This window comes from Arthrobacter sp. Z1-15 (assembly GCF_054792395.1).
This window is the reverse complement of sequence record NZ_CP096454.1, coordinates 653,997-675,523: the sequence shown is the minus strand read 5'-3', so window position 1 is coordinate 675,523 and position 21,527 is coordinate 653,997. Positions and strand designations below refer to the sequence as shown.

The following is a 21,527-nucleotide window of genomic DNA, read 5'->3' as shown; positions in this document are numbered from 1 at the left end:
GGCTAGGCTCCTGCTCCGCCGACCCGGGTCCGGATCGCGGCCAGTGCCGCGGTCAGACCGGTTTCCAGAGTGGGTTCGGGCGCCGGTGCGAATTCCGGATGGTGGTTGCCCGGTACCGGGGTTTCGCTGTTGAGCCTTTCGGAAAGGGTGGAGCCGAACATCCAGTACACCGAAGGCACCCCGATCGCGTCGGCCAGCAGGCCGAAGTCCTCGCTGCCCATGACCGGGGGCACATCGCGGACGTTGTCCTCCCCCAGCGCGGAGCGCAGCTGCTCCGTTACCTCGGCGGTGGCAGCGGGATCGTTGTAGCAGCGGGGGAAGCTCGAGATTTCTTCGATCACCGGCTCGGGCGCGCCGGAGGCTGCGGCTTCGGCTGTGATGATGCGGCGCAGGGCGGTGAGTACCTGATCGCGCACCGCCGGCTCAAAGGTGCGGACGTTGAGCGTGAACTCCGCGCTGGCGGGAATGATGTTTTCCTTCAGGCCGCCGTGGAAGGTGCCCACGGTGACCACCGCTGACTCCCGGGGCGGGACCTCCCGCGAGAGGATGGTTTGGATCCGCACGATCATGTGGGCGCCCAGCACGATGGGATCAATGGACTTCTCCGGCTGCGAACCGTGGGCCTGCCGTCCCAGTACCGTGACTTTCCAGGAGTCTGCCATGGCCATGGCGGTGCCGCTGCTGATTTCCAGGCCGCCGGCCACACCCGGCCACACATGCTGGCCGTACACCACCTCCGGCTGCGGGGCCTTTTCCCACAAGCCGTCGGCCAGCATGGCACGGGCACCGGCAGCGGTCTCTTCGCCGGGCTGGAAGATGAAGACCACGGTTCCGGACCAGCTGCCGGTGCTTCGGGCCAGCAGCTCGGCGGCGGCCAGGGCCACGGCCATGTGGGTGTCATGTCCGCAGCCGTGCATCACCGGTACCCGGGTCCCGTCTTCCAGGGTGCCCTCGGCCGTGCTGGCGTACTCCAGTCCGGTGTTTTCGCCGATGGGAAGCCCGTCGGTGTCCGCGCGGAAACCAACCACGGGTCCGGGGCCGTTGCGCAGTACCCCGACGACGCCGGTGCCGCCGCAGAGGAAGGCGTCCAGTCCCAGCTCCTCCAGGCGGCCGAGCAGGAATTTGGATGTATTGGTTTCCTGCATGGACAGCTCCGGGTTTGCATGCAGGTACCGGTAGGTTTCCTGCAGCTTCTGCTGATCGGCTGTGCTGTAACCGTGGCTGGCAAGAATGTCATTGGTCATGGGATGGGCCTTTCGGAGACGGTAAGGGGTAGGAGTAGGAGGCGGGCGGGAACAAGGGCAGGCGCGGGGTCAGTTGACGAGTTCAGGTGCCGCTCCCGCTGTTTTTCGATCCCGGACCCACCAGGCGAGGGCAGCGGTCAGCAGCACCGTAAGCCCGGTGGAGAGCTTGGCCAGGGCCGGGACCAGCGGTACCACCACAAAGACGACAACCAGGGCCACGGCCACGGCCACCAGGGTGACGCGCGGCTGCTTGGCGGAAACCACCAGCTGGACGATCACGGCGCCAATGATGGACGGGAAGATGTAGAGCCGGGCCACGTCCATGACCTGGACGGGAATCAGGGTCAGGAGCCAGGTGCCCAGCAGGCCGACGAAAACCAGCATGGAGAAGACGTGGACCATGGCAGCGCCGCAAATGGCCATCAGGGCCGAGAAGTCCGCTTTCTTGGTGCCGGGCCTGGCCCCGATGGTCGCCTGGGCGACCATCGCGGAGGGCAGCAGCTTGTTGGCGATGTTGCCGATCATGAACGCCTGGTACATGGCCGCGGGGCCCAGCACCGGGTAATAGGTAATCGGTTCAACGAACCAGAGCACAAAGAAGGAGGCGCCGACGGCGAGCGCGGCGGTCCAGACCATGGTGCCGGTAATGCCGAGATCGGCGAAAAACACCAGGTAGGCGGGGCCGGCGAGGGACAGCAGCAGGGCGGCAAGCATGGTGAGCCGGCCCCAGCGGGAGGTGGTCTTGTCGAAACGGGCAAGGCTGGCGGCGGAATCGGCGGCCAGTGCAGATGTTGACATCAGGTTCTCCTCGAACAGTCGTTGGGGCGCGGGCTAGGCGGCGAGGCCGGAGGTGTGGGCGATGTAGGCGATGACCAGCCCCAGGACGATGGAAATCCCCAAGCCCCACTCCCGCAGCCAGGGTGCGTTCAGCTTCTTCGCCAAGAAGAGGCACATCCCCATGACAATGGCGGAGGCAACCACCGTCAGGACGTGCACGCTGCTCTTGGGCAGTTCGGCGATGCCCAGGCTGGCGAAGGCACCGAGCAGGGCCGCGGTGGGGATGATCGACATCAGGGCCGGGTTGACGTCGCGCAGCTTGCTGTCTCCGCGCTTGAGCAGCGGGGTAAAGATCAGGCAGCAGACCATCCACATGGCACCGGACAGGCTCATGGCGGTGAACGCGACGGCGTAGACGGTCTGGTTGTATCCCTCGCCGCCCAGAACAGCGTCCATGGTTCCGGCCGCAATGCTGGCCGACGCCGTTTCAGTGGCGGCCGACCCGACAAGCCCGATCCTGGTCAGCACGGCGGGTGTGCCGAAAAGGGACAGCAGCGCGATGCTCACGAGCACCACGGCCAGTGAGGGGCCGATGGCAGCCACGGCCCCTGCGCGGAAGGACGCTTTGAGCTCCGCCGGGCTGATTTCTGCGGCCGGTCCGGCGGCGGTTGCTGCCCGCATATAGATCAGGCTCTGAATGATGACGACGGCAAATACCGCCAGCGCGAAGACCCACAGGATGGGGATGTTGGCAATTTCCAGGATGTCCGTTGAGCTGCCGTTGCGCGGCAGGATGAGAAGTGACGAGCTCATGGGGGTTGGCTCCTTCAGTGCGTGCGTGGAGGGTGGGGGAAGTGGTGCGTGTCCAGCCGGATCAGGGTGTCTGCGAGCACCCTGACGCCGGTGGCGATCTGCCCGGTGGCAGTGAATTCCTCCGGGCAGTGGCTTTTGCCGTTGGCCGAGGGAACAAAGATCATTCCCATGGGCGCCAGCGCAGCCATGTGGACGGCGTCGTGCGTGGCGCCGCTGGGGACGGGAAGCCAGGAAACACCAGCTGCGTCGCAGGCGGCGGCGGCCAAATCCTGGACTCCGGGTGCCGACCGGACCACCGCGTTGTCGGTGGTCCAGCTCAGGTCCGCCTCGACGCCGTGCTGGCCGGCACGGGCGGCGATCTCCTCGGCCAGCCGGCGGCGGGTGCCGGTTAACCAGGATTCGTCGACACTGCGTACTTCGCCGTGCAGCCGGACCAGTGAGGGAACCACGTTGGGCGAGCTGGAAGCATTCTCCAGCCGGGTGACGGTGGCGACGCCGTGTTCGGGTGCGCCGCAGCCTTCGGCCCTGATGGCCAGAACGGCTTCCGCCGCGGCGACCATCGCGTCCCGGCGGTCGTCCATGGGACGGGTGCCGGCGTGGTCGGGGGTGCCGGTGAAGCTGGCGACCAGACGTTCGATTCCGGTGATCGCCGTGACGATGCCGATCTCGGTTCCGCGGGCCTCCAGCACCGGGCCCTGCTCAACGTGCAGTTCCAGGTAGGCGTGCGGCCGCCGTGTTCCGGTCCAGGCTGCCCTGCCGAGCAGGTCCGAAGGGTCCAGGCCGAAGTCCTCAAACGCGGATGCCAGGGTGCGGTCCGAGTAGTCGGTGCGGGCGAGGTCCCGGGGCGTGAGTTCCCCGGCCAGGGCTCGGCTGCCGAGGCAGCTAAGGCCGAACGGGTTGGACTCCTCCCCGAGGAAGTCGACAACCAGCAGGTCCCGGCCGAGGACGGTCCCCGATTCCCGGAGGGTTTCCACCGCGGCCAGTCCGCCGAGGACGCCGACGACCCCGTCAAACCGCCCGCCGCCGTCGACGGTGTCCGTGTGTGATCCGGTGACCAGCGGCGGGGCCGCCGGGTTCCTGCCGGGCAGGCGGCCGATGATATTTCCCGCATCATCAACGTGAACCTGCAGCCCCGCGGCGCGCATCTTGTCGGCGACCCAGTGACGGGATTCCCGGTAGGACTCGCTGAAGACCTCGCGGGTCCACCCGGGCCGGCCGGTACTGCGGAATTCGGCAAGATCCGTGAGGGCCGAATCCAGCCACTCGGCGGCGCCGGCATCAGCTGTATAAAGACCAGGCACTCGTCCTCCTAAATGCAATCGATTGCGCAACTGCCAAAAAAAACACCCCGCCGGGGCGGGAGTGCCCGGCTGCACGCCGGGTTGGGCACTACCCTCACATGCCGAACCCCACTAGTCCAGATCTTTTAAGGAATTACCTGAATATTTCGCGGCCTGATTTCGCCGTGTAAATTCTTGAATTCTTTTCGGTTAAATTGCCGGTTGCGGCCCGCGGTCGGGTCTAGACTTGCTCTTCCGGCAGGAGCCCCCTGCCCGTTGTTCCATAACCGCTTCTCCGGGAAGGCCCGCATCATCGGTGCAAACAGTCAGCGGCGTCCCTCACGTCCGGCCACGCTGGAAGACGTTGCCCGGTTGGCCGGGGTGCATCCGTCCACTGCGTCCCGTTCCCTGGCCGAACGCCCCGTGCGGATCAGTTCCGCCACAGTGGAGCGCGTCCGCGCAGCCGCCCGCACTCTGAACTACCGGCGGGACACCGCCGCCGCGGCCTTGCGCACCGGCAACTCCCGCCTGATTGGAGTGCTGGTTCCCCGGCTCACCGATATTGTCCTGGCCACTATGTACGGCGGACTGGATGCCGAAGCCGCGGCCCAGGGCTATGGCGCCGTGGTGTCCAACGGGCTGGATGACCCCCTGGTCCGAACCGAACGGCTGGGTGCGCTGTTGGCACGCCGCATTGACGGCGTCATCCTGGCCGACGCCCGGCAGGGTGACACCTTGGCCGACGAGCTGGCAGCCGGCGCCGTCCCCTATGTCCTGGCCATGCGCACCCTGCCCGGCCATGTGTCCGTCAGCACGGATGACGCCGAGGGCGGCCGGTTGGCCGCGCGGCATCTGTTGGAGCTGGGCCACAGACACGTTGGTGTAGCTGCCGCCGATCCCCTGGCCAGCACGGGACGGGACCGCACCGCGGGGTTCCGCGAAGTGTATGCGGCCGCCGGCTGGCCCGTTCCGGACGCCCGGGTAGCGGCGACGGGTTTCGGCGTCGCCGCCGGACGCCGCGCCGGCACGGAACTGGCGGCCGTGGAACCGGCACTGTCGGCTGTTTTCACCGTTGACGACTACACCGCCGTCGGCGTCATGGGGGCCATGCGCGACGCCGGACGCACGGTCGGCGCCGACCTGTCCCTGATGGGCTATAACGATGTGGGGCTGGGGGCTGAACTCCCCGTGCCCCTGACTTCCGTCCGGTCAGACATCGACTCCATGGGCAGGATAAGCGTCGCCCTCCTGATGGACCGGATCGCGGGCCGCGAGGTTTCCTCCGTACTGTTGCCGCCCGTACTCGTTCCCCGGTCATCCACTGTGCCCGTCCGTCCGGGCGGGTAACCACGGCTGGACCTCACGGCGGCAAAGGGGTTGACTGGTGCCCATGCCCCTTACCGGTGAATATGCCCCCAGTTCCAGCAAACGAGCCCGCGAGCAGGCGGAGCTGATCGAAAGTTCCGGCGGAACCGAGGGCACCACCCTCGGCGGCCGTCCGGTCATCCTGCTGACCACGGTCGGTGTGCGAAGTCCGGAAAGCTGCGCAAGACGCCGCTGATGCGGGTGGAGCACAACGGCGACTACGCCGTCGTCGCTTCCCTGGGCGGCGCTCCCAAGCATCCCGTCTGGTACTTCAATATCCAGGCCAACCCCCATGTGGAGCTGCAGGACGGACCGCAGAAGTGGGACATGCGCGCCCGCGAAGTCACCGGCGAGGAGAAGGCCGCGTGGTGGGAGCGGGCCGTCGCCGCCTATCCCCCGTATGCCGACTACCAGGCGAACACCGACCGCGAGATCCCGGTGCTGGTCCTGGAACGCATGGGCTAACCCCTTACACACGCATACGACGACGGCGGAACCGCTTGGGCTCCGCCGTCGTCGTATTCTTGCTGCCATTTGGGGTTTCTACTACCGGGGCCAGTGGCATCAAAACCCAAAAGGTCGCTGTACCTGCGTGTACTCCAAGCCGGGCGGCTCCTAATATCCATAATCATCGATGATGCCGCAGAGCCCTTTCCAAGCCGCCCTACACGGGCCGAACCCACCGCCATAAGGGCACTCCATTACAGGAAAATGCACTCCGCGCACATAACAAAAGGATAACGGTACAATAACAGACTGGTAACGTTGTAGAAAAGTTGCCATATTCCTTTCAATTCTTTGGCGGGCCTGCAAGGCTATAAATGTCCTACCGGGCAATGACACGTTCAACGCCACTGAAGGGAACGACATGAATACGCTGAAGAAAATTACTGCCTCTACTTTTATTGCTGCCGGAGCTGTAGCAATAGGCAGCTTGGGAATGGCCGCACCCGCCTCCGCCGAAGCCGGGCAAATCTCCGCCCCTGAGGAACAGGAAATGCGAGCAACGTTCGATAAGTACTTGGTTCCCGGCGAGACCCAGGACGTCCTGATTGACAACCTCGAAAGTGGCACCTCGTGGGACAACAGCAACCCGGACGCAGCCCCCGTAGCCGTGGAAGACTGGTCGACCAATGGAGAAACTGTCTCAGTTAAGCGCTACGGCGACGGCTCCATCTCCATCCACTCAGCTGAAAAGCCCACTGTCCTGCCGGAGGGGGTCGCGTCTCCGCTTGCTGAACTAACGGGTTGCACCACCACCTCGGGCAGCGGGTATTCCATATCGGAGAATTGCACCGTGAGCAACAACTGGGTCAACGTCAACATCGGCTTTGTAGCTAGCTACCAGATAGTGAACGGTGCACCCGACTCGATTACCCACGCCGGAAACACAACACAGCAGTGCGCCGCCGGAACCTGCACCCGGCCCGTGTATACAGCGACAAAGTACACCGAGGATGCTAATGGTCCTGCCGTGGCACAAATTCAGTCCACTTACCAGATGTTCCAGGGTGCCGGCAGTTCCGAATATTGGGTGCAGCTGCAGGCTGGTAACGACGGCGTTTCAGTCGTAAATTCCTAATCGGAAAAATTTAGGCCCTGACCCGTACATTTTATGATTTCTAACAAAGCGAATAGTACTTTTCCGGAGATCCAACCCCGGTTGGGTAAAAGACGCCAGCACAAGTGCCGCCCGCTCCCAGCGGGCGGCACTTTCCTGCGGCTAGGTGCTGCTGGTTCTTACCCCGTCAACAGCAGCCCTACACCGCTCGTGAGTGTGTATATGCGGCCGGCGGCAGGTTATGCAGCGAGAGCTGGCGTCCGAGGTGCCTTGATGCCTTGCAATGTCCCACTGCGCTGTCGCGGCAAACACGCTCTCGAGGCAAACACCCGGCTGGTCGTCCAATATGCAGGCCAATCCTCATGTGGAGCTGCAGGACGGACCGCGGAAGCAATGCCAGCGAGATCCCGGTGCTGGCCCTGAAACGGATGGACTAGCACTTCCAGAACGGAGACGACGGTGGACCCGCATGGGCTCCACCGTTGTCCTCATTTTTGCTGCACCCACCCGACCGCCGGCGCCCGGAAGCTCACGGGACCAGGACGACGCTGCCGCACACCCGGCCGGATTCCAGCCGCAGCATCGCCTCGGCCACGTCGGCCAGCCGATACCGGCTGTCGATGCGCGGCACCACCTCGCCTGCCTCGATCATGGCGGAAACGCGTTCAAGGTCTTTACCGTTCTCCCGGCACATCAGCCCCGTCAGCCGGCGGTTGCCGAAAAGCGACAGGACCGCACCACCGGCCTGCCGCTCGAAGATGGTCCCGGTCAGCCGGTTGCCTCCCTCCCCGCCGGCAAGCACTGCGGTGCCGCCGGGCGCCAGTGCGCGGCGCAGGCGGGCCGGGGACGGGTTGCCGCCGACGTCGATAATCGCGTCAAAGCGGGGCCCGGCGGCAGCGAAGTCCTCCCGTGCATAGTCAATCGTCCCCGCCGCACCAAGCGACCGGACAAACTCCGCTTTGCCGGCACTGCACGCGCCGGTCACCTCGGCCCCGGCCGCCCGGGCCATCTGCACTGCAAAACTGCCGACGCCGCCGGCCGCCCCGAGCACCAGGACCTTCATCCCCGCGGCCACCCCTGCGGCGTCCAGGGCCTGCAACGCAGTCAGCCCTGACACCGGAACCACTGCCGCCTGCACAAAGTCCAGACCGGCGGGCTTGAGCGTCAGCTTCTCCTCGGCTGCAGCGGAGAAGCCGGCAAAGGTGCCCCGGCCGATTCCATACACCTCATCCCCGACACGGAAACGAGTGACGGCGGCGCCGACGGCGGCCACGGTGCCGGCGAGGTTGTGACCAATCACCGGCTGCCGCGGCCGGCGCAGCCCGACGGCCGCGCGGAGCAGATACGGTTTGCCCGTCATCATGTGCCAGGCGCCGCGCGCCAGCCCGGCGGCGCGTACCTGCACCAGCACCTCTGCGTCCCCCAGCTGAGGAAGCGGACGCTCGGCCAGACGCAGGACCTCCGGGCCGCCGTACCCGATTTGCAGCACGGCGGGGGCTGCAGCCGGCAAGCCGGCCGGCGACGAAGCGGCAGGGGCGGCGGACAGAGTGGCGGACGGAGTGGACGGAGCGGAGGGGTCAGACGATAGGGCGTTATTGGAGGTGCGTGACGTGCGGGACATGGCGGTCCTTTCGAGGAAGTTCCTTCTGAAACACATCAGCCTTACAAAGTAAGAGCGACCGTACCTTACAAAGTAAGGCAGCGGTAGACTGCCCGCAATGACTTCCATAAACGCTTCCGCACACCCCCGCCAGCCGCTGACCCGCGAGCGGGTGCTCCAGGCTGCCGCCCGCATTGCGGACGACGGCGGACTAGGCTCCCTGACCATGCGCTCCCTGGCCTCGGATCTGTCGGTGCAGCCGATGTCGCTCTACCATCACGTGGCCAACAAGGAGGACATCCTGGACGGGCTGGTCGACCTCGTCTTTGACGAGGTGCAGGTGCCCTCCGAAACGCCCGGCGGATGGCGTGCAGCCATGGAGGCCCGTGCCCACGGCATGCGGGCGGCATTGTCCCGCCACCCGTGGGCGGTGGGTCTGATGGAAACGCGCACGACGCCGGGCACCGCCAATCTGCGCCACCACGACGCCACGCTCGGCGTGCTGCGCCGGTCGGGCTTCTCACTGGACGCAGCCGGTCATGCGTATGCCCTGCTGGACAGCTATATCTACGGTTTTGCACTGCAGGAGGCCGGGCTGCCGGTCGGCGTGCCCGATGCGGATCCGCAGATTGTGCAGGCCATGGCCCGCTCCATCCCGGCCGGCGAGCTGCCCTACCTGGCGGAGATGGCGATGGACCGCGCCATGCAGGCGGATTACAGCTTCGGTGCCGAGTTCGCGGTGGGCTTGCGCATCATTCTGGACGGCCTGACCGGACTGCCAACGCAATAAACTACCCGGATTGTTGAACAATCCAACGTGATCGCGCACACTGTAGGGATACCAACTCCCACCAGAGGTACGGAGGCCAGCATGCCGGTCATTGATCTGAACAGCGACGTCGGAGAGTCCTTCGGCAACTGGAAGATGGGCGACGACGCCGCCGTCTTCGAATCCGTTTCCAGCGCGAACGTGGCCTGCGGCTTCCACGCCGGAGACCCGTCCACCATCGCGCAGACCTGCCGCGACGCCGTCGCCGCCGGAGTCACCATCGGAGCGCACGTGGCGTACCGGGACCTCGCCGGCTTTGGCCGACGCTTCCTGGACTGCTCCTACACGGAACTGCACGACGACGTCCTCTATCAGCTGGGTGCCCTGCAGGCCATGTCCCGGGCGGCAGGCAGCGAGATCAAATACGTGAAGCCGCACGGCGCCCTGTACAACACGATCGTCCACCACGAGGTCCACGCGCAGGCCGTCATCGACGCCATCCGTACCTTCAACAAGGACCTGCCGGTCCTGCTGCTGCCCGGCGCCGTCGCCCTGGACAAAGCTGCCGACGCCGGCCTGCGCGGTGTTGCCGAAGCCTTCGCCGACCGCAACTACAACCCGGACGGAACCCTGGTGTCCCGGCGCGAAGCCAACGCTGTGATTCACGACGCCGACCAGGTCACCGCCAACATGGTCCGCCTTGCCACCGAAGGCACCATCACGGCCGTGGACGGCACGGTCATCCCCATGGACGCCGCCTCCATCTGCGTCCACGGCGACACCCCCGGCGCAGTCGCGATGGCCCGGGCCGTGCGCACCGGCTTGGAAAACGCCGGTGTCACCATCCAGAGCTTCGTATGACGTCCTCGCCCATCGCCGGCATCCGGCCCGCGGGAACCCGCGCGCTGCTGGTCGAGCTCGCGTCGCTGGCCGACGTCACGGCGCTGGACGCCCAGCTCAAAGCCCATCCGCTGCCCGGCCAGGTTGATGTCCTCGCCGCGGCCGGAACCGTTCTGGTCCGCTTCGCCGGACGGCGTGAGACGGTTGCCGCGGCCGCCGGGATTCAGGCGCTGGATCTCGCCCGCGCTGACTCCCCGGAAGCCCGCACGGTCACCATCGACACCGTGTACGACGGCGCCGACCTCGCCGAGGTTGCCCGCCTCACCGGTCTCTCGGAGGACGCCGTCATCAAGGCCCACACCGGCAGTTCCTGGCTGGGCGGATTCGGCGGATTCGCTCCCGGCTTCACCTATCTGACCGGCGGGGATCCGGTCCTGAACGTCCCCCGCCGCGACAGCCCGCGCACCGCGGTGCCTGCCGGGTCAGTGGCTCTGGCCGGCGACTACTCGGCGGTGTATCCGCGGGAATCCCCCGGCGGCTGGCAGCTGATCGGCCGCACCAGTGCCGTCATGTGGGACCTCAACCGCCCCGACCCGGCCCTGATCCGCCCCGGCGACACCGTCATCTTCAATCCCGTCCGCGAACTCGTCGACTTATCCCATTCAGCGGCTGAAGCGGCTGTAACGCGGGCAGAAGACGGAGTTCGGGATTCCGTGAGCCCCGCATCGCCGAGCGAGGAACGAGCGAGCAGCGAAGGATCAGGGTCCCCTCACCGAGTTTGCGAGGCGGAGGGAGGATCCGAAGCGCTAAGGGGTGATGGAATCACGCACTCCGTCTTGGAAGTGTCCGCCCCCGGCCTGCAGTCGCTGATCCAGGACCTGGGCCGCCCCGGCTACGCGGATCTGGGCGTCTCGGCCTCGGGTGCCGCCGACACCCGCTCCGCCCGGCAGGCCAACCGCCTCGTCGGCAACGCGGCAGACGCAGCGGTGATCGAGAACCTCTTCGGCGGCCTCGAACTCACCACGCACGGAGACGCCGTCCTGGCGCTGGCCGGAGCCGAACTGCCCGCTGCCATCGTGTCCCCGGACGGCGGGCGCGACCGCCCGGCTCCCCTGAATGCTCCGTTCGCGCTGCTCGACGGCGAGATCCTCACCTTGGGCGCCCCCTTCCGCGGAGTCCGCAGCTATGTGGCCGTCCGCGGCGGCATAACCGTCGAGCCCGTCCTGGGCAGCCGCAGCACCGACTCGATGAGCGGCATTGGACCCGTGCCGCTGGACGCCGGAACCCTGCTGCCGGTCGGCGGCGTCACGGGCACGGCCCCCGTCGGCTCTCCCGAACCCGGTACCCTGGGCAGCGGCGGCCGGCCGGGAACCCTCGGCGACGGCCACACTCCCACCCTGCTGCGCATCACCGCCGGCCCCCGGCAGGACTGGTTCGGCCCCGGCGCCGCCGACGCCCTGACCGGCCACACCTGGCGCACCACCAACGAATCCAACCGGATCGGCGTGCGTCTAACCACCGACGAGGACGACGGCGCCGCCCGTCCGCTGGAACGTGTCCGCGACGGCGAGCTGCCGAGTGAAGGCGTGGTCGCAGGCTCGCTGCAGGTCCCGCCGTCGGGCCTTCCCGTCCTCTTCCTCGCCGACCACCCGGTGACCGGCGGCTATCCGGTGATTGCCGCCGTCGTGCCCGAGGACCTGCCGGTGGCCGCCCAGCTGCCGCCGGGCCATCCGGTCCGCTTTCTGTTCGTGAACCCCGATACCCTGGCGCCGCTCTCCCCCGACGCGGCCGACGCCCTGTTTCCGGAAGGAACCCCATGAAGAAGGTCCTGATCGCCAACCGCGGCGAGATTGCCGTGCGCGTGGCCCGCGCCTGTGCCGATGCCGGAATCGGATCCGTGGCCGTCTACTCGGACCCCGACGCCGATGCCCTGCACGTGCGGCTCGCCGACGAGGCGCTGCCCCTGCACGGCTCAGCCTCCGCCGACACCTACCTGAACATTCCCAAGCTCATCGAGGCGGCGCAGAAAGCCGGCGCCGACGGCGTACATCCCGGCTACGGGTTCCTGTCCGAAAACGCCGACTTTGCGCAGGCAGTGCTCGACGCCGGCCTCACCTGGATCGGACCGGCGCCGCAGGCCATCCGCGATCTCGGGAACAAGGTCACCGCCCGCGACATTGCCGTCCGCGCCGGAGCGCCGCTGGTGCCCGGCACCGAAGGCCCGGCCGAAAGCGCGGAGCAGGTCCGCGTCTTTGCCGAGGAGTACGGCCTGCCGGTGGCCATCAAGGCGGCCTTTGGTGGCGGCGGGCGCGGCATGAAAATCGCGCGCCGGCTCGAAGACATCGAGGACGCGTTCGAGTCCGCCGTCCGCGAGGCGGTGTCCGCATTCGGGCGCGGCGAGTGCTTCGCCGAGCGGTTCCTGGACAAGCCCCGGCATGTGGAGGCACAGGTGCTGGCGGACACGCACGGCAACGTCGTCGTCGTGGGCACCCGCGACTGCTCCCTGCAGCGGCGGAACCAGAAACTGGTCGAGGAGGCCCCGGCACCGTTCCTGACCGATGACCAGCGTGCCACCATCCACGCCTCGGCCAAGGCCATCTGCCGCGAGGCCGGGTACACCGGCGCCGGTACGGTGGAATATCTGGTCTCCCCCGACGGGCTGATCAGCTTCCTGGAGGTCAACACCCGCCTGCAGGTGGAGCATCCGGTCACCGAGGAAACCACCGGCGTCGACCTGGTCCGGGAGCAGTTCCGCATTGCCGACGGACTGCCGCTGTCCTTCACCGAAGATCCGGCGCCGCACGGGCACGCGTTCGAGTTCCGGCTCAATGCCGAGGATCCGGCGCGCGGCTTCCTGCCCGGCCCGGGCCCGGTCGAGGCCTTTGAACCGCCGACGGGCCCGGGCATCCGGATGGATTCCGGCGTCCGCTCGGGCTCAGTGGTCCCGGCGGAGTATGACTCGCTGATGGCCAAGCTCATCGTGTGGGGCGAGGACCGGCCGCAGGCCCTGCGCCGGGCCCGGGCCGCCCTGGATGAGCTGGTGATCCGCGGCGTGCCGACGGTGATTCCCTTCCACCGGGCCGTGGTGCGGTCCGAGGCGTTCAACCGCGCAGACCAGCTCGGGGTGTACACAACCTGGATCGAGTCAGAGTTCGCCGAACCGCTGGCAGCCTCGCCGGAAATTGCCGCGTCGATGCCGGGGGCGGAGAGGGAGACCATCACGATCGACGTCGACGGCCGCGCCGTCGCGCTCGGCGTGCCCGCTGCGTTGCTGAACGCGCTGCGTGCCGGCGGCGGGGCCGGTTCCGCGGCTCCTGCAGCGGCGGCCGCGGACGACGGCGGGCTCCCCTCGCCGATGGCCGGGAACCTGGTGAAATGGCTGGCCGACGACGGCGCCGGGCTGGCCGAGGGCGATCCCGTTGCCGTCCTGGAGGCAATGAAAATGGAGACCACCGTGCGCGCTGACCGCGCCGGCACCTTCACCCGCGCCGAACTGGAACCAGGCTCCGCCGTCGCGCGCGGGGATTCCCTGGGCCGGATCGGCTCCTAATTCGTCCGGAGTACCGGCCGTCCCCCCTCCGGCCGGTGCTCCGGATCTCTTTCCCTGCACCGTCACTGCCTGTCCGCCCGCTAGATTAGGGAGATGCTTGTGAACCTGGGGGACATCACCACCGAACGCTCCGACCATCCGAACACCACAGTGTGGGTGGCAGAAGTGCTGCGCAGCCGGATTGCTGCCGGTGAGCTGCCGCCGGGCACCAAGCTGTCCGAGCAGCAGCTCGCCGCCTCCATGCAGGTTTCCCGCAACACCCTGCGCGAAGCGTTCACCATGCTCAGCATCGAATCCGTGGTCACCCGCTTTCCCCACCGCGGAGTATTCGTGTCCGCACCGGACGCCGCGGCAGTGCGGGAGATCTACCGGGTGCGCCGCATGCTCGAGCCCGCCGCCGTGCTCTGGGGGGCCGAGCTGGATCTGGAGCGGCTGGAAGCCGTGATCGCTCAGGCCCGCAATGCCAAGGCCCGCGGTGACGTGGCGGAAATGGCCGCCGCCAACCAGGCCTTCCACGAGTCGCTGATCGCCATGTCGGGCAGCCTGCAGCTGCAGCAGATGATGGGCCGGGTGCTGGCCGAGATGCGCCTGGTGTTCCATGCCATGAGCGCCCAGCCGGATTTCCATACCCGGTATGTGGAGGAAAACGCCGGGCTGGTGGAGCTGCTCCGGAACGGTCGCCGGGCCGAGGCTGCGGATGTGCTGCGCGGCTACCTCGACGCCGCGGAGGCCGAGCTGCTGGAGCATCTGGGCGCCTAAGCCGGTCCTTCCCGAGCCGGACTTCGTCTACGCTGTCCCGTTTCAGACCAAATAGGTGCTGTCCCGGGCATCGGTGATCAGCATGTGCCCGGGCGCATGTCCGATAGCCAGCGAGGGTTTGGACTCCATGACCGCGGCCTGGGGTGTGACACCGCAGGCCCAGAACACCGGCACGTGGCCGTCCGGAATCTCCACGGCGTCTCCGAAGTCGGGCCGCGACAGGTCGCTGATGCCCAGCTCCTCCGGGTTCCCGACGTGCACCGGCGCGCCGTGCACGGACGGGTAGCGGGCGGTGATGCGGACGGCGTCGGCCACCTGGGATGCAGGCACCGGGCGCATCGACACCACCAGCGGACCGCTGATCCCGCCGGCGGGTTCACAGCGGATTGACGTGCGGTACATGGGGACATTGGTGCCCTGGTCAATGTGCGCAATCCGGACCCCGCCCTCCTGCAGGGCAGCCTCAAAGGTGAAGCTGCAGCCCAGAATGAACGTCACCAGGTCATCGCGCCAATAGTCGGTGATGTCCGTCGGATCGGCCACCTTTTCACCGTCGACATACACGGTGTACCGCGGCAGGTCGGTGCGGATGTCGCCGCCGGCCAGCAGCGGCCCGGAGGTTTCACCGGCGTCGAGCACCCCAAGGATCGGGCAGGACTTGGGATTGCGCTGGGCGAAGAGCAGGACGTCAAAGGCCTGCTCTCTGGGCACAATGATCAGGTTCGCCTGGGCGTAGCCGGCGGACCAGCCCGCCGTGGGCGTTACGAGACCGGCACGAAAAAGCGCGCGGGCTTCGGCCGGGGACAGGGCAGCGGTGTCGAGTGCTTCCGCCGCGGGAATGTTGGGTTCACTGTTCATGGTCATGCGGGTCCTTTCCCAGAAAATTCAGCAGCCGGTTACCGCCCGGTTACTGCCAGAGGGCTGCCAGGCCGGAGAGGGATTTCCAGCCCAGGAACAGGGTCAGCAGCCAGGCAAGCACGCCGATGCCCAGCAACCACTTCGGGTAGGCGTAGCCCCGCAGCAGGTCCCGCCGCCGCCAGGCGGCATACAGCAGGATGCCGAAGCCGAGCGGGAGGATGAGCCCGTTGAAGGCACCTGCAAACACCAGCAGGGTCTGCGGAGCCTGCCCGAGCAGCAGGTAGGCAGCAGCGCAGAAGGCGATGAAAACCACCGTGATCAGGCTGCGTTTGCGGTCGCTGGTTGCCGTGGTGGTGACGAAGGAAACCGAGGTGTAGGCGGCTCCGATAACCGAGGTCAGGGCAGCGGCCCAGAACACGATGCCAAACATGCGCAGGCCAATTTCGCCTGCGGCGGCAAAGAAGGCGTCGGCGGCCATGTTGTCCCCGCTCAGCGCCACGCCGCTGGACACGACGCCCAGGATGGCCAGGAACAACAGCATGCGCATGACGCCGGTAACGATGATGCCCAGCAGCGAGACACGGGTGATGTCCTTGACGTGCCCGGGGCCCGTGGTGCCGGAGTCGAGCAGCCGGTGCGCGCCGGCATAGGTGATGTAGCCGCCCACCGTTCCGCCGATCAGGGTGGTGATGGTCAGGAAATCCACCTCGGCGGGCAGCACGGTGTTTTTCAGTGCTTCCCCCACCGGCGGAGCGGCGACGATGGCGACGTAGAGCATCAGCAGGATCATGACGGCGCCGAGCAGCACCACTATCCGGTCCAGGGCCAGCCCCGCCTTTTTGGACAGGAACACGAGGATCGCAACGGCGGCCGAAATGATGCCGCCGATCTTTGGATCCAGCCCGAACATGGCATTCATACCCAGCCCGGTACCGGCGATGTTGCCGATGTTGAAGACCAGCCCGCCCACAAACACCAGCGCCGCCAGCAGCCAGCCGGCGCCGGGAAGCACCTTGTTACCCAGCGCCTGGGCCCGCAGACCGGAGACGCCGATGATGCGCCACACGTTCAGCTGCACGGCAATGTCCACCAGGATCGACACCAGGATCGCGAAGGCGAAGGCCGCCCCGAGCTGGACCGTGAAGACAGTGGTCTGGGTAATGAACCCCGGGCCGATGGCACTGGTGGCCATAAGGAACATTGCCCCCAGCAGCGCCGTGCGCTTGGCGCTGGGTTTGGCCTTCGGCTTCCGGGGTTTGGCCACTTGGGGAGGCAGGGCTGTCATATCGGTTCCGATCACTCGAAGAAATGTGGTCGCGGCCACAAGGACTTCCAGCAGTCTAAAGGTTGTTCAACAATCCTTCCTGCATTGTGTTCAACAATCCCCGGAGTTTTACTTGTTGTTTACAACTGCCCCAGCACCCTACGACCAGAGGTCGCCCAGACCGGCCAGGGAATTCCACCCCAGATACAGGGTCAGGAGCCAGGCCAACACCCCGACTATCAGCAGCCACTTCGGGTAGTTGTAACCGGCCAGCAAGTCCCGGCGCCGCCATGCCGCCCAGAGCAGCACCGCGAAACCCAGAGGCAGGATCAGCCCGTTGAACGCACCGGCAAACACCAGCAGCGTCTGCGGCGTCTGGCCCAGCAGCAGGTAGGCAGCGGTGCACACCGCGATGAACGCGACCGTTAGCAGGTTGCGGGTCCGCGCCCGCGTGGTCAGGTTGGTGACAAACGAAACCGACGTGTAGGACGCGCCGATGACCGAGGTCAGGGCAGCAGCCCAGAAAACGATGCCGAAAAGCCTGATGCCCACTTCCCCGGCAGCAACTCCAAACGCTTCAGCGGCGTAGTTGCCGCTGGTGAGCACCGCACCGCCGGCGACGACGCCAAGAATCGCCAGGAACAGCAGCACCCGCATGATTCCGGTGACGATCACCCCCAGCAGGGAGGCCCGGGTGATGGACCCGAGGTTCTCGACGCCGGAGTTTCCGGCGTCCACCATGCGGTGCGCTCCGGCATAGGTGATGTAGCCGCCCACGGTGCCGCCGATCAGCGTGGTGATGGCCAGGAAATCCACCTGGTCGGGCAGCACCGTGTTTTTCAGCGCCGAGCCCACCGGCGGATTGGCAACTATGGCGACGTACAGCATCAGCAGGATCATGAGGGCGCCCAGGAACACGACCACGCGGTCAAGGGCGAGTCCCGCCCGTTTGGAGAGAAATATCAGGATGGCGAGCAGCGCGGAAAGGGCGCTGCCGATCTTCGGGTCCAGTCCGAGCATCGCGTTCAGGCCCAGTCCGGTCCCGGCGACGTTGCCGATGTTGAACACCAGGCCGCCGACAAACACCAGCACCGCGAGCACCCAGCCGATGCCGGGGAGCACCTTATTGCCCAGCACCTGGGCGCGCAGCCCGGAGATGCCGATGATCCGCCAGACGTTCAGCTGCACCGCTATGTCCACCAGGATCGACACCAGAATGGCGAAGGCAAAAGCCGCACCCAGATTCACGGTGAATACCGCGGTCTGGGTAATGAAGCCCGGGCCGATGGCGCTCGTGGCCATCAGGAACATGGCACCGAGAATGGCGGAGCGCTTGGCGTCCGGTCTGCGCCGCGGCTTGCCGCCGCGCCGCCTGCCTGCCGCGTTCGAACCTGCGGCACTTGGTCCCGCGGCACTTGAACCTGCGGCACCCGGTCCTGACGCGCCGGACGGAAGGTTGGATCCGTGCGGGTCGGCTTCGCCGGGGGATGTTCCGTCGCGCATGTGCTCCTCCGATTCGTGGGAGGTTCTCCACTGACGCGGCCAGTGTATGGCGCGCCCGGGCCCGCGTGAAGAAGCAACCGTTTGGAGCCCGGACGGTTCCGGGACTGTCCTTCAACCGCTGCGGGCGATCAGAGCCAGTGCTTCAGTCTCCCGTCCGGCAGTCACGAGGGCGGTGAAGTACATGCTGAAGCTCTCCTGCGCCAAATAGCTGCTGAGTCCGTGGCCTGCAACCGGCTCAAAGGACCGCCCGGCGGCGGTGACCTCATCCGAACTGAAAATCCTTGCGCCCCAGGACTCCTCCACCGGACTCACTCGGGCGGCGCCGGGGTTGAGCGTCACCACGGCAACGACTTTGCTGACTGCGGTCCCCGCTTCGGCGAACCGGTCCTCGGACGCCAGCGTGACATAGACATCGGCCGCGCCGTCGGTGGCCAGATCCACGTTAAGGTCCTGGGCGGAAGCCGGCTGGACTCCGGCGGAAGCAAGCAGCACCGCGGAGGTGACGCGGTACTGGGTCTGGTCCAGCGCCAGGGTTGCCATGGTGGTTCCGTAGGAATGGGCCACCACGTGGACGTCCGGAGGCGGGCCCTCCCCGGCAGAGCGGGCCAGGTACAAGCCGTCCAGTGCCGCGGCCAAGGCCGGAGCCCCCTTTTCCGCGCTGGCCATGCCGCCCACGGTGGCTTCAGTGGGCGGTTCATAACCCATGTACGCCACCACTGCCGTGGATGGGCCGTGGATGCCGGTCCTGCTTTGTTCCCGGGCGAGGGACTGCGCACTGTCCGCGAGCGCAGGTGCACTCTTCGCGGAGGTATTCATGCCCGGCACCAGAAAGGAAATGCCGGCGGCAGTGTCCAGCCCCTCCCCCACACTGACGGCGGCCAGGGGAACAGTGGTGCCGGGGTCGAAGGAAATCAGCTGCCGGGTTTCCGGTCCCGGGGAGTCCAGCGCCGCGAGCAGAGCGGTCACCGCCCGTCTGCGTTCGGACTGCCGGAGCCGCTCCAGTTGCCTTTCGGGGTCGTTTTCCGCGCCCCCGCCTGCCGCCGCCCGGCCCGGATTCCGGACCAGGTCCCGGTGAACCGCGGCCAGGACCCTGCGGTTGGCGGAGTCGCGGACCTTGTACGGGGCTCCTTCCAGGTTTCCCACCAGTGCGGGGAGGGCAGCTGCCAGGGCAGCCTGCTGGGGCCCGTTCAGTTTCGCCCAGAAGTTGATTTCTTCGTGCGGGCTCATGCCGGCCAGAAACAGCCGGGCATCCGGTTTCCGGCCCAGCTCGGCCAGCAGCTCCGGACTCAGCAGGGACAGCTGCGCGTACAGCGCCCTAATGTCTTCGGGCGTGGCATCCGGGGCCGCCGCGTTGGCAAAGGCCGCTTCCATGTCGCCGCGCAGGGCGGATGACAGATCCATTCGGTCCGACGGAAAGGTGGCAACCGCGTCCGGGGCGGAACGGGAAATCCTGGCCAAGGCTCGCAGGCAGTCGCGGTGTGCCTGGTCGAAGCGCGCAAACAGCGCCGCAGCCCGGGCCCGGAGCGGTTCCGCCACGGCCTCCCGGACTGCGTCTTGGGCACCCCGCGACGCGCCCTCCCTCCCCATGTCCTCCAACTCCCCTTCCAGCCGCAGGGAGGCGGTTTCGATGTCGGATTCCAGTGCCCGCCGCTGCGCTTCGATGCTGGTCAGTTCGTGGCCAAAGCGGTCAAGGACCGAACCAAACTCACCGTTGGTTTCCACGTATTCCCGGGTGTGGGCCAGCGGAGCGTCAAACGCCTGAAGAACAAGGCCCTGCTCCGGTGCGGAATAGATGCCCCCGAGCCCCTGCCATTTGGCGCCGGCCGATTCGACGGCTTCTTCGAAGGCCGCGGCTCCGTCACGGACTTCCCCTGCCAGGGCCTGGATCGGTTCGCCGTCGGGCAGTATCCGAAGCTCGGTCAGCTCGATGTGGAGGTGGTCCGTCATTCCACTGGCCTCAGGTCCAGGGGGCCGCCGTACCGCGGCATGCGGTAGTTCGGCGGCAGGGAGGCGGCCAGGCGCTGGGTGTCACGGACCATCTGCTCGTCACCCTGCAGGTATTCCGTTACGGCTTGGGTGACGCCCTGCACCGCGTTGTTGCACCGGGTCATGATGGCCGCCATGTCCCGGCCCAGCACCCCGGTGCAGATGCGTCCGGCGGCTTCGGCGATCTCGGTGCAGACGCCCAGCGCGTCCTGAAGTGCATGATCCTGCTCTGACAGCAGTCTCCTGGCCCTCTCCAGCTCATCGAGGTCGTGCCGGGTGTCGCGCAGCAGAGCCTGCACCGATGCCACCTGAATATCCATTTCCATGTGTTCCTCCTTGAATTCGAGGAACGTTACGGGCCACGGCTGTGCCGCGGAGGAACAGGGTATCAGCTGTGGAAGGGCCCGGGATCCGATCAGCGCTGATCCGGGAGGTGGAGGAAAATGCCCGCTATCCGTCGGTGTTGTCCGGTACATAACGCCCGTAGGTCGGCTCGGCGAACCCGCCGATGGCTCCCGGGGCCACAAGCCGGCGCTTTCGGACAGCGGCACGCGAGCGAACCGTTCCCACGGCCTGCCGCACTCCCACCCGTACGGCGGGCCCGTGCCCCGGCAGCAGCAGCGAAGCGTCCAGCTTGCCGAGCTGGCCCAGCGAGCGCCGGGCGCCGTCGTCGTCGCTGTGGAACATGGAATCGAGCATCTGCGGCCCCCGGTGCCGGCTGAGCGCGTGGCCCGTCACCAGCGCATCGCCCGTGGCAACCGCATGGGCCGCGGGCAGATAGAACGCCGTATGGCCGGGCGTATGGCCGGGGGTGGGCACCGCCACGGGCGAGCCGGGCAGGGCCGCCAGTTCGTCGTCGTTCCAGGGTGCTGCGGTGGGCACCGCCACCCGTCCCGCACCGCCGGCAACCAGCACATGCCAGGTCCAGTGCAGCACGGACGGCTGCCAGATCCGGCCCAGGATCTGCGCCGCGGAGACCTGTTCCCGGTCCTGCCCCAGCACGTAGGGATGTTCGGGCGCACTGCACAGGACGGGATGCCCGTAGGCGGCAGCGAAGTAGCCCGCCGTTCCCGCGTGGTCCACGTGGGCGTGGGTGACCAGCACGGCCGCCGCATCCGCGGGGTCAAGTCCGGTGTCGCGGATTGAGTCCAGGACCAGCGGCAGATCCCCCGGATACCCGCCGTCGATCAGCGTAAATGCGTCCCCGGAGCGCAGGATGATCCAGTTTGAGGCCGGCCCCTCCACGAAGGAGACACCCGCTGCCGGTTCCGTCACTGCGTATTTGGGTGTGCCGCCGTACTTTGGTGTGCCGCCGCGAACTCGCATCCCCTGTACCTCCTCTACAGAGATATAGTCCG

The 21,527-nt window shown here is 67.1% G+C and carries 20 protein-coding genes; 9 read left to right on the top strand and 11 right to left on the bottom strand.

Annotated elements, in window-relative coordinates; translation table 11 throughout:
- Positions 1-2: 2 nt before the first annotated feature.
- From M1D40_RS03175 to M1D40_RS03160, 4 genes are all read right to left on the bottom strand, one after another.
- A complete protein-coding gene (locus M1D40_RS03175) occupies positions 3-1,244 on the bottom strand; it encodes an amidohydrolase (protein WP_461170174.1) in 1,242 nt (413 codons plus the stop codon).
- Positions 1,245-1,313: 69 nt separating this feature from the next.
- Entirely contained in the window at positions 1,314-2,042 is a 729-nt protein-coding gene (locus M1D40_RS03170; protein WP_461170173.1) for a hypothetical protein, read from the bottom strand.
- Positions 2,043-2,075: 33 nt separating this feature from the next.
- On the bottom strand, positions 2,076-2,834 hold the full coding sequence (locus M1D40_RS03165; RefSeq protein ID WP_341395524.1) for a DUF5058 family protein: 759 nt from the start codon (positions 2,832-2,834) through the stop codon (positions 2,076-2,078).
- A 14-nt stretch (positions 2,835-2,848) separates the two neighbouring features.
- Positions 2,849-4,135: a M20 family metallo-hydrolase gene (locus M1D40_RS03160; RefSeq protein WP_461170172.1), complete on the bottom strand. Its 1,287-nt coding sequence runs from the start codon at positions 4,133-4,135 to the stop codon at positions 2,849-2,851.
- Positions 4,136-4,390: 255 nt separating this feature from the next.
- Between M1D40_RS03160 and M1D40_RS03155 the strand changes: the two genes are divergently transcribed.
- From M1D40_RS03155 to M1D40_RS03140, 4 genes are all read left to right on the top strand, one after another.
- Positions 4,391-5,461 (top strand): LacI family DNA-binding transcriptional regulator, encoded by a 1,071-nt coding sequence (locus M1D40_RS03155; protein ID WP_341395522.1) that lies wholly within the window; start codon positions 4,391-4,393, stop codon positions 5,459-5,461.
- Between the two features lie 43 nt (positions 5,462-5,504).
- Positions 5,505-5,675: a nitroreductase/quinone reductase family protein gene (locus M1D40_RS03150; RefSeq protein WP_461170990.1), complete on the top strand. Its 171-nt coding sequence runs from the start codon at positions 5,505-5,507 to the stop codon at positions 5,673-5,675.
- On the top strand, positions 5,675-5,944 hold the full coding sequence (locus M1D40_RS03145) for a nitroreductase family deazaflavin-dependent oxidoreductase (protein WP_461170171.1): 270 nt from the start codon (positions 5,675-5,677) through the stop codon (positions 5,942-5,944). The genes M1D40_RS03150 and M1D40_RS03145 overlap by 1 nt, the downstream gene beginning before the upstream one ends.
- Before the next feature lie 403 nt (positions 5,945-6,347).
- Positions 6,348-7,061, top strand: a complete 714-nt coding sequence (locus M1D40_RS03140; RefSeq protein ID WP_461170170.1) for a hypothetical protein — start codon at positions 6,348-6,350, stop codon at positions 7,059-7,061.
- Positions 7,062-7,569: 508 nt separating this feature from the next.
- Here M1D40_RS03140 and M1D40_RS03135 read toward each other — a convergent pair.
- Entirely contained in the window at positions 7,570-8,661 is a 1,092-nt protein-coding gene (locus tag M1D40_RS03135; protein ID WP_461170169.1) for an NAD(P)-dependent alcohol dehydrogenase, read from the bottom strand.
- Between the two features lie 97 nt (positions 8,662-8,758).
- On the opposite strand from M1D40_RS03135, the gene M1D40_RS03130 reads away from it, so the two are divergent.
- The 5 genes from M1D40_RS03130 (at position 8,759) to M1D40_RS03110 (ending at position 14,558) form a co-directional block, all read left to right on the top strand.
- Positions 8,759-9,430 carry a TetR/AcrR family transcriptional regulator gene (locus M1D40_RS03130; protein ID WP_461170168.1) on the top strand — a complete coding sequence of 224 codons (672 nt, stop codon included), beginning with the start codon at positions 8,759-8,761 and terminating at the stop codon, positions 9,428-9,430.
- 81 nt (positions 9,431-9,511) lie between these two features.
- Positions 9,512-10,270 (top strand): LamB/YcsF family protein, encoded by a 759-nt coding sequence (locus tag M1D40_RS03125; protein ID WP_461170167.1) that lies wholly within the window; start codon positions 9,512-9,514, stop codon positions 10,268-10,270.
- The gene (locus tag M1D40_RS03120) at positions 10,267-12,069 is read left to right on the top strand and encodes a 5-oxoprolinase subunit B/C family protein (protein ID WP_461170166.1); all 1,803 of its coding nucleotides are present in this window, start codon (positions 10,267-10,269) and stop codon (positions 12,067-12,069) included. Before M1D40_RS03125 ends, M1D40_RS03120 begins: the two co-directional genes overlap by 4 nt.
- A complete protein-coding gene (locus M1D40_RS03115; protein WP_461170165.1) occupies positions 12,066-13,799 on the top strand; it encodes an acetyl/propionyl/methylcrotonyl-CoA carboxylase subunit alpha in 1,734 nt (577 codons plus the stop codon). The genes M1D40_RS03120 and M1D40_RS03115 overlap by 4 nt, the downstream gene beginning before the upstream one ends.
- A gap of 93 nt (positions 13,800-13,892) precedes the next feature.
- Positions 13,893-14,558: a GntR family transcriptional regulator gene (locus tag M1D40_RS03110; protein WP_461170164.1), complete on the top strand. Its 666-nt coding sequence runs from the start codon at positions 13,893-13,895 to the stop codon at positions 14,556-14,558.
- A 42-nt stretch (positions 14,559-14,600) separates the two neighbouring features.
- On the opposite strand, the gene M1D40_RS03105 is transcribed toward M1D40_RS03110, so the two are convergent.
- From M1D40_RS03105 to M1D40_RS03080, 6 genes are all read right to left on the bottom strand, one after another.
- Positions 14,601-15,416, bottom strand: a complete 816-nt coding sequence (locus tag M1D40_RS03105) for a putative hydro-lyase (protein WP_461170989.1) — start codon at positions 15,414-15,416, stop codon at positions 14,601-14,603.
- Between the two features lie 49 nt (positions 15,417-15,465).
- On the bottom strand, positions 15,466-16,701 hold the full coding sequence (locus M1D40_RS03100; RefSeq protein ID WP_461170163.1) for an NRAMP family divalent metal transporter: 1,236 nt from the start codon (positions 16,699-16,701) through the stop codon (positions 15,466-15,468).
- Positions 16,702-16,839: 138 nt separating this feature from the next.
- Positions 16,840-17,991 carry an NRAMP family divalent metal transporter gene (locus M1D40_RS03095; RefSeq protein WP_445818944.1) on the bottom strand — a complete coding sequence of 384 codons (1,152 nt, stop codon included), beginning with the start codon at positions 17,989-17,991 and terminating at the stop codon, positions 16,840-16,842.
- A 303-nt stretch (positions 17,992-18,294) separates the two neighbouring features.
- Positions 18,295-20,130, bottom strand: a complete 1,836-nt coding sequence (locus tag M1D40_RS03090; protein ID WP_341395499.1) for an alpha/beta hydrolase — start codon at positions 20,128-20,130, stop codon at positions 18,295-18,297.
- Positions 20,127-20,495 carry a DUF6507 family protein gene (locus M1D40_RS03085; protein ID WP_461170162.1) on the bottom strand — a complete coding sequence of 123 codons (369 nt, stop codon included), beginning with the start codon at positions 20,493-20,495 and terminating at the stop codon, positions 20,127-20,129. The genes M1D40_RS03090 and M1D40_RS03085 overlap by 4 nt, the downstream gene beginning before the upstream one ends.
- Before the next feature lie 124 nt (positions 20,496-20,619).
- On the bottom strand, positions 20,620-21,495 hold the full coding sequence (locus M1D40_RS03080) for an MBL fold metallo-hydrolase (protein WP_461170161.1): 876 nt from the start codon (positions 21,493-21,495) through the stop codon (positions 20,620-20,622).
- Between the last annotated feature and the right edge of the window lie 32 nt (positions 21,496-21,527).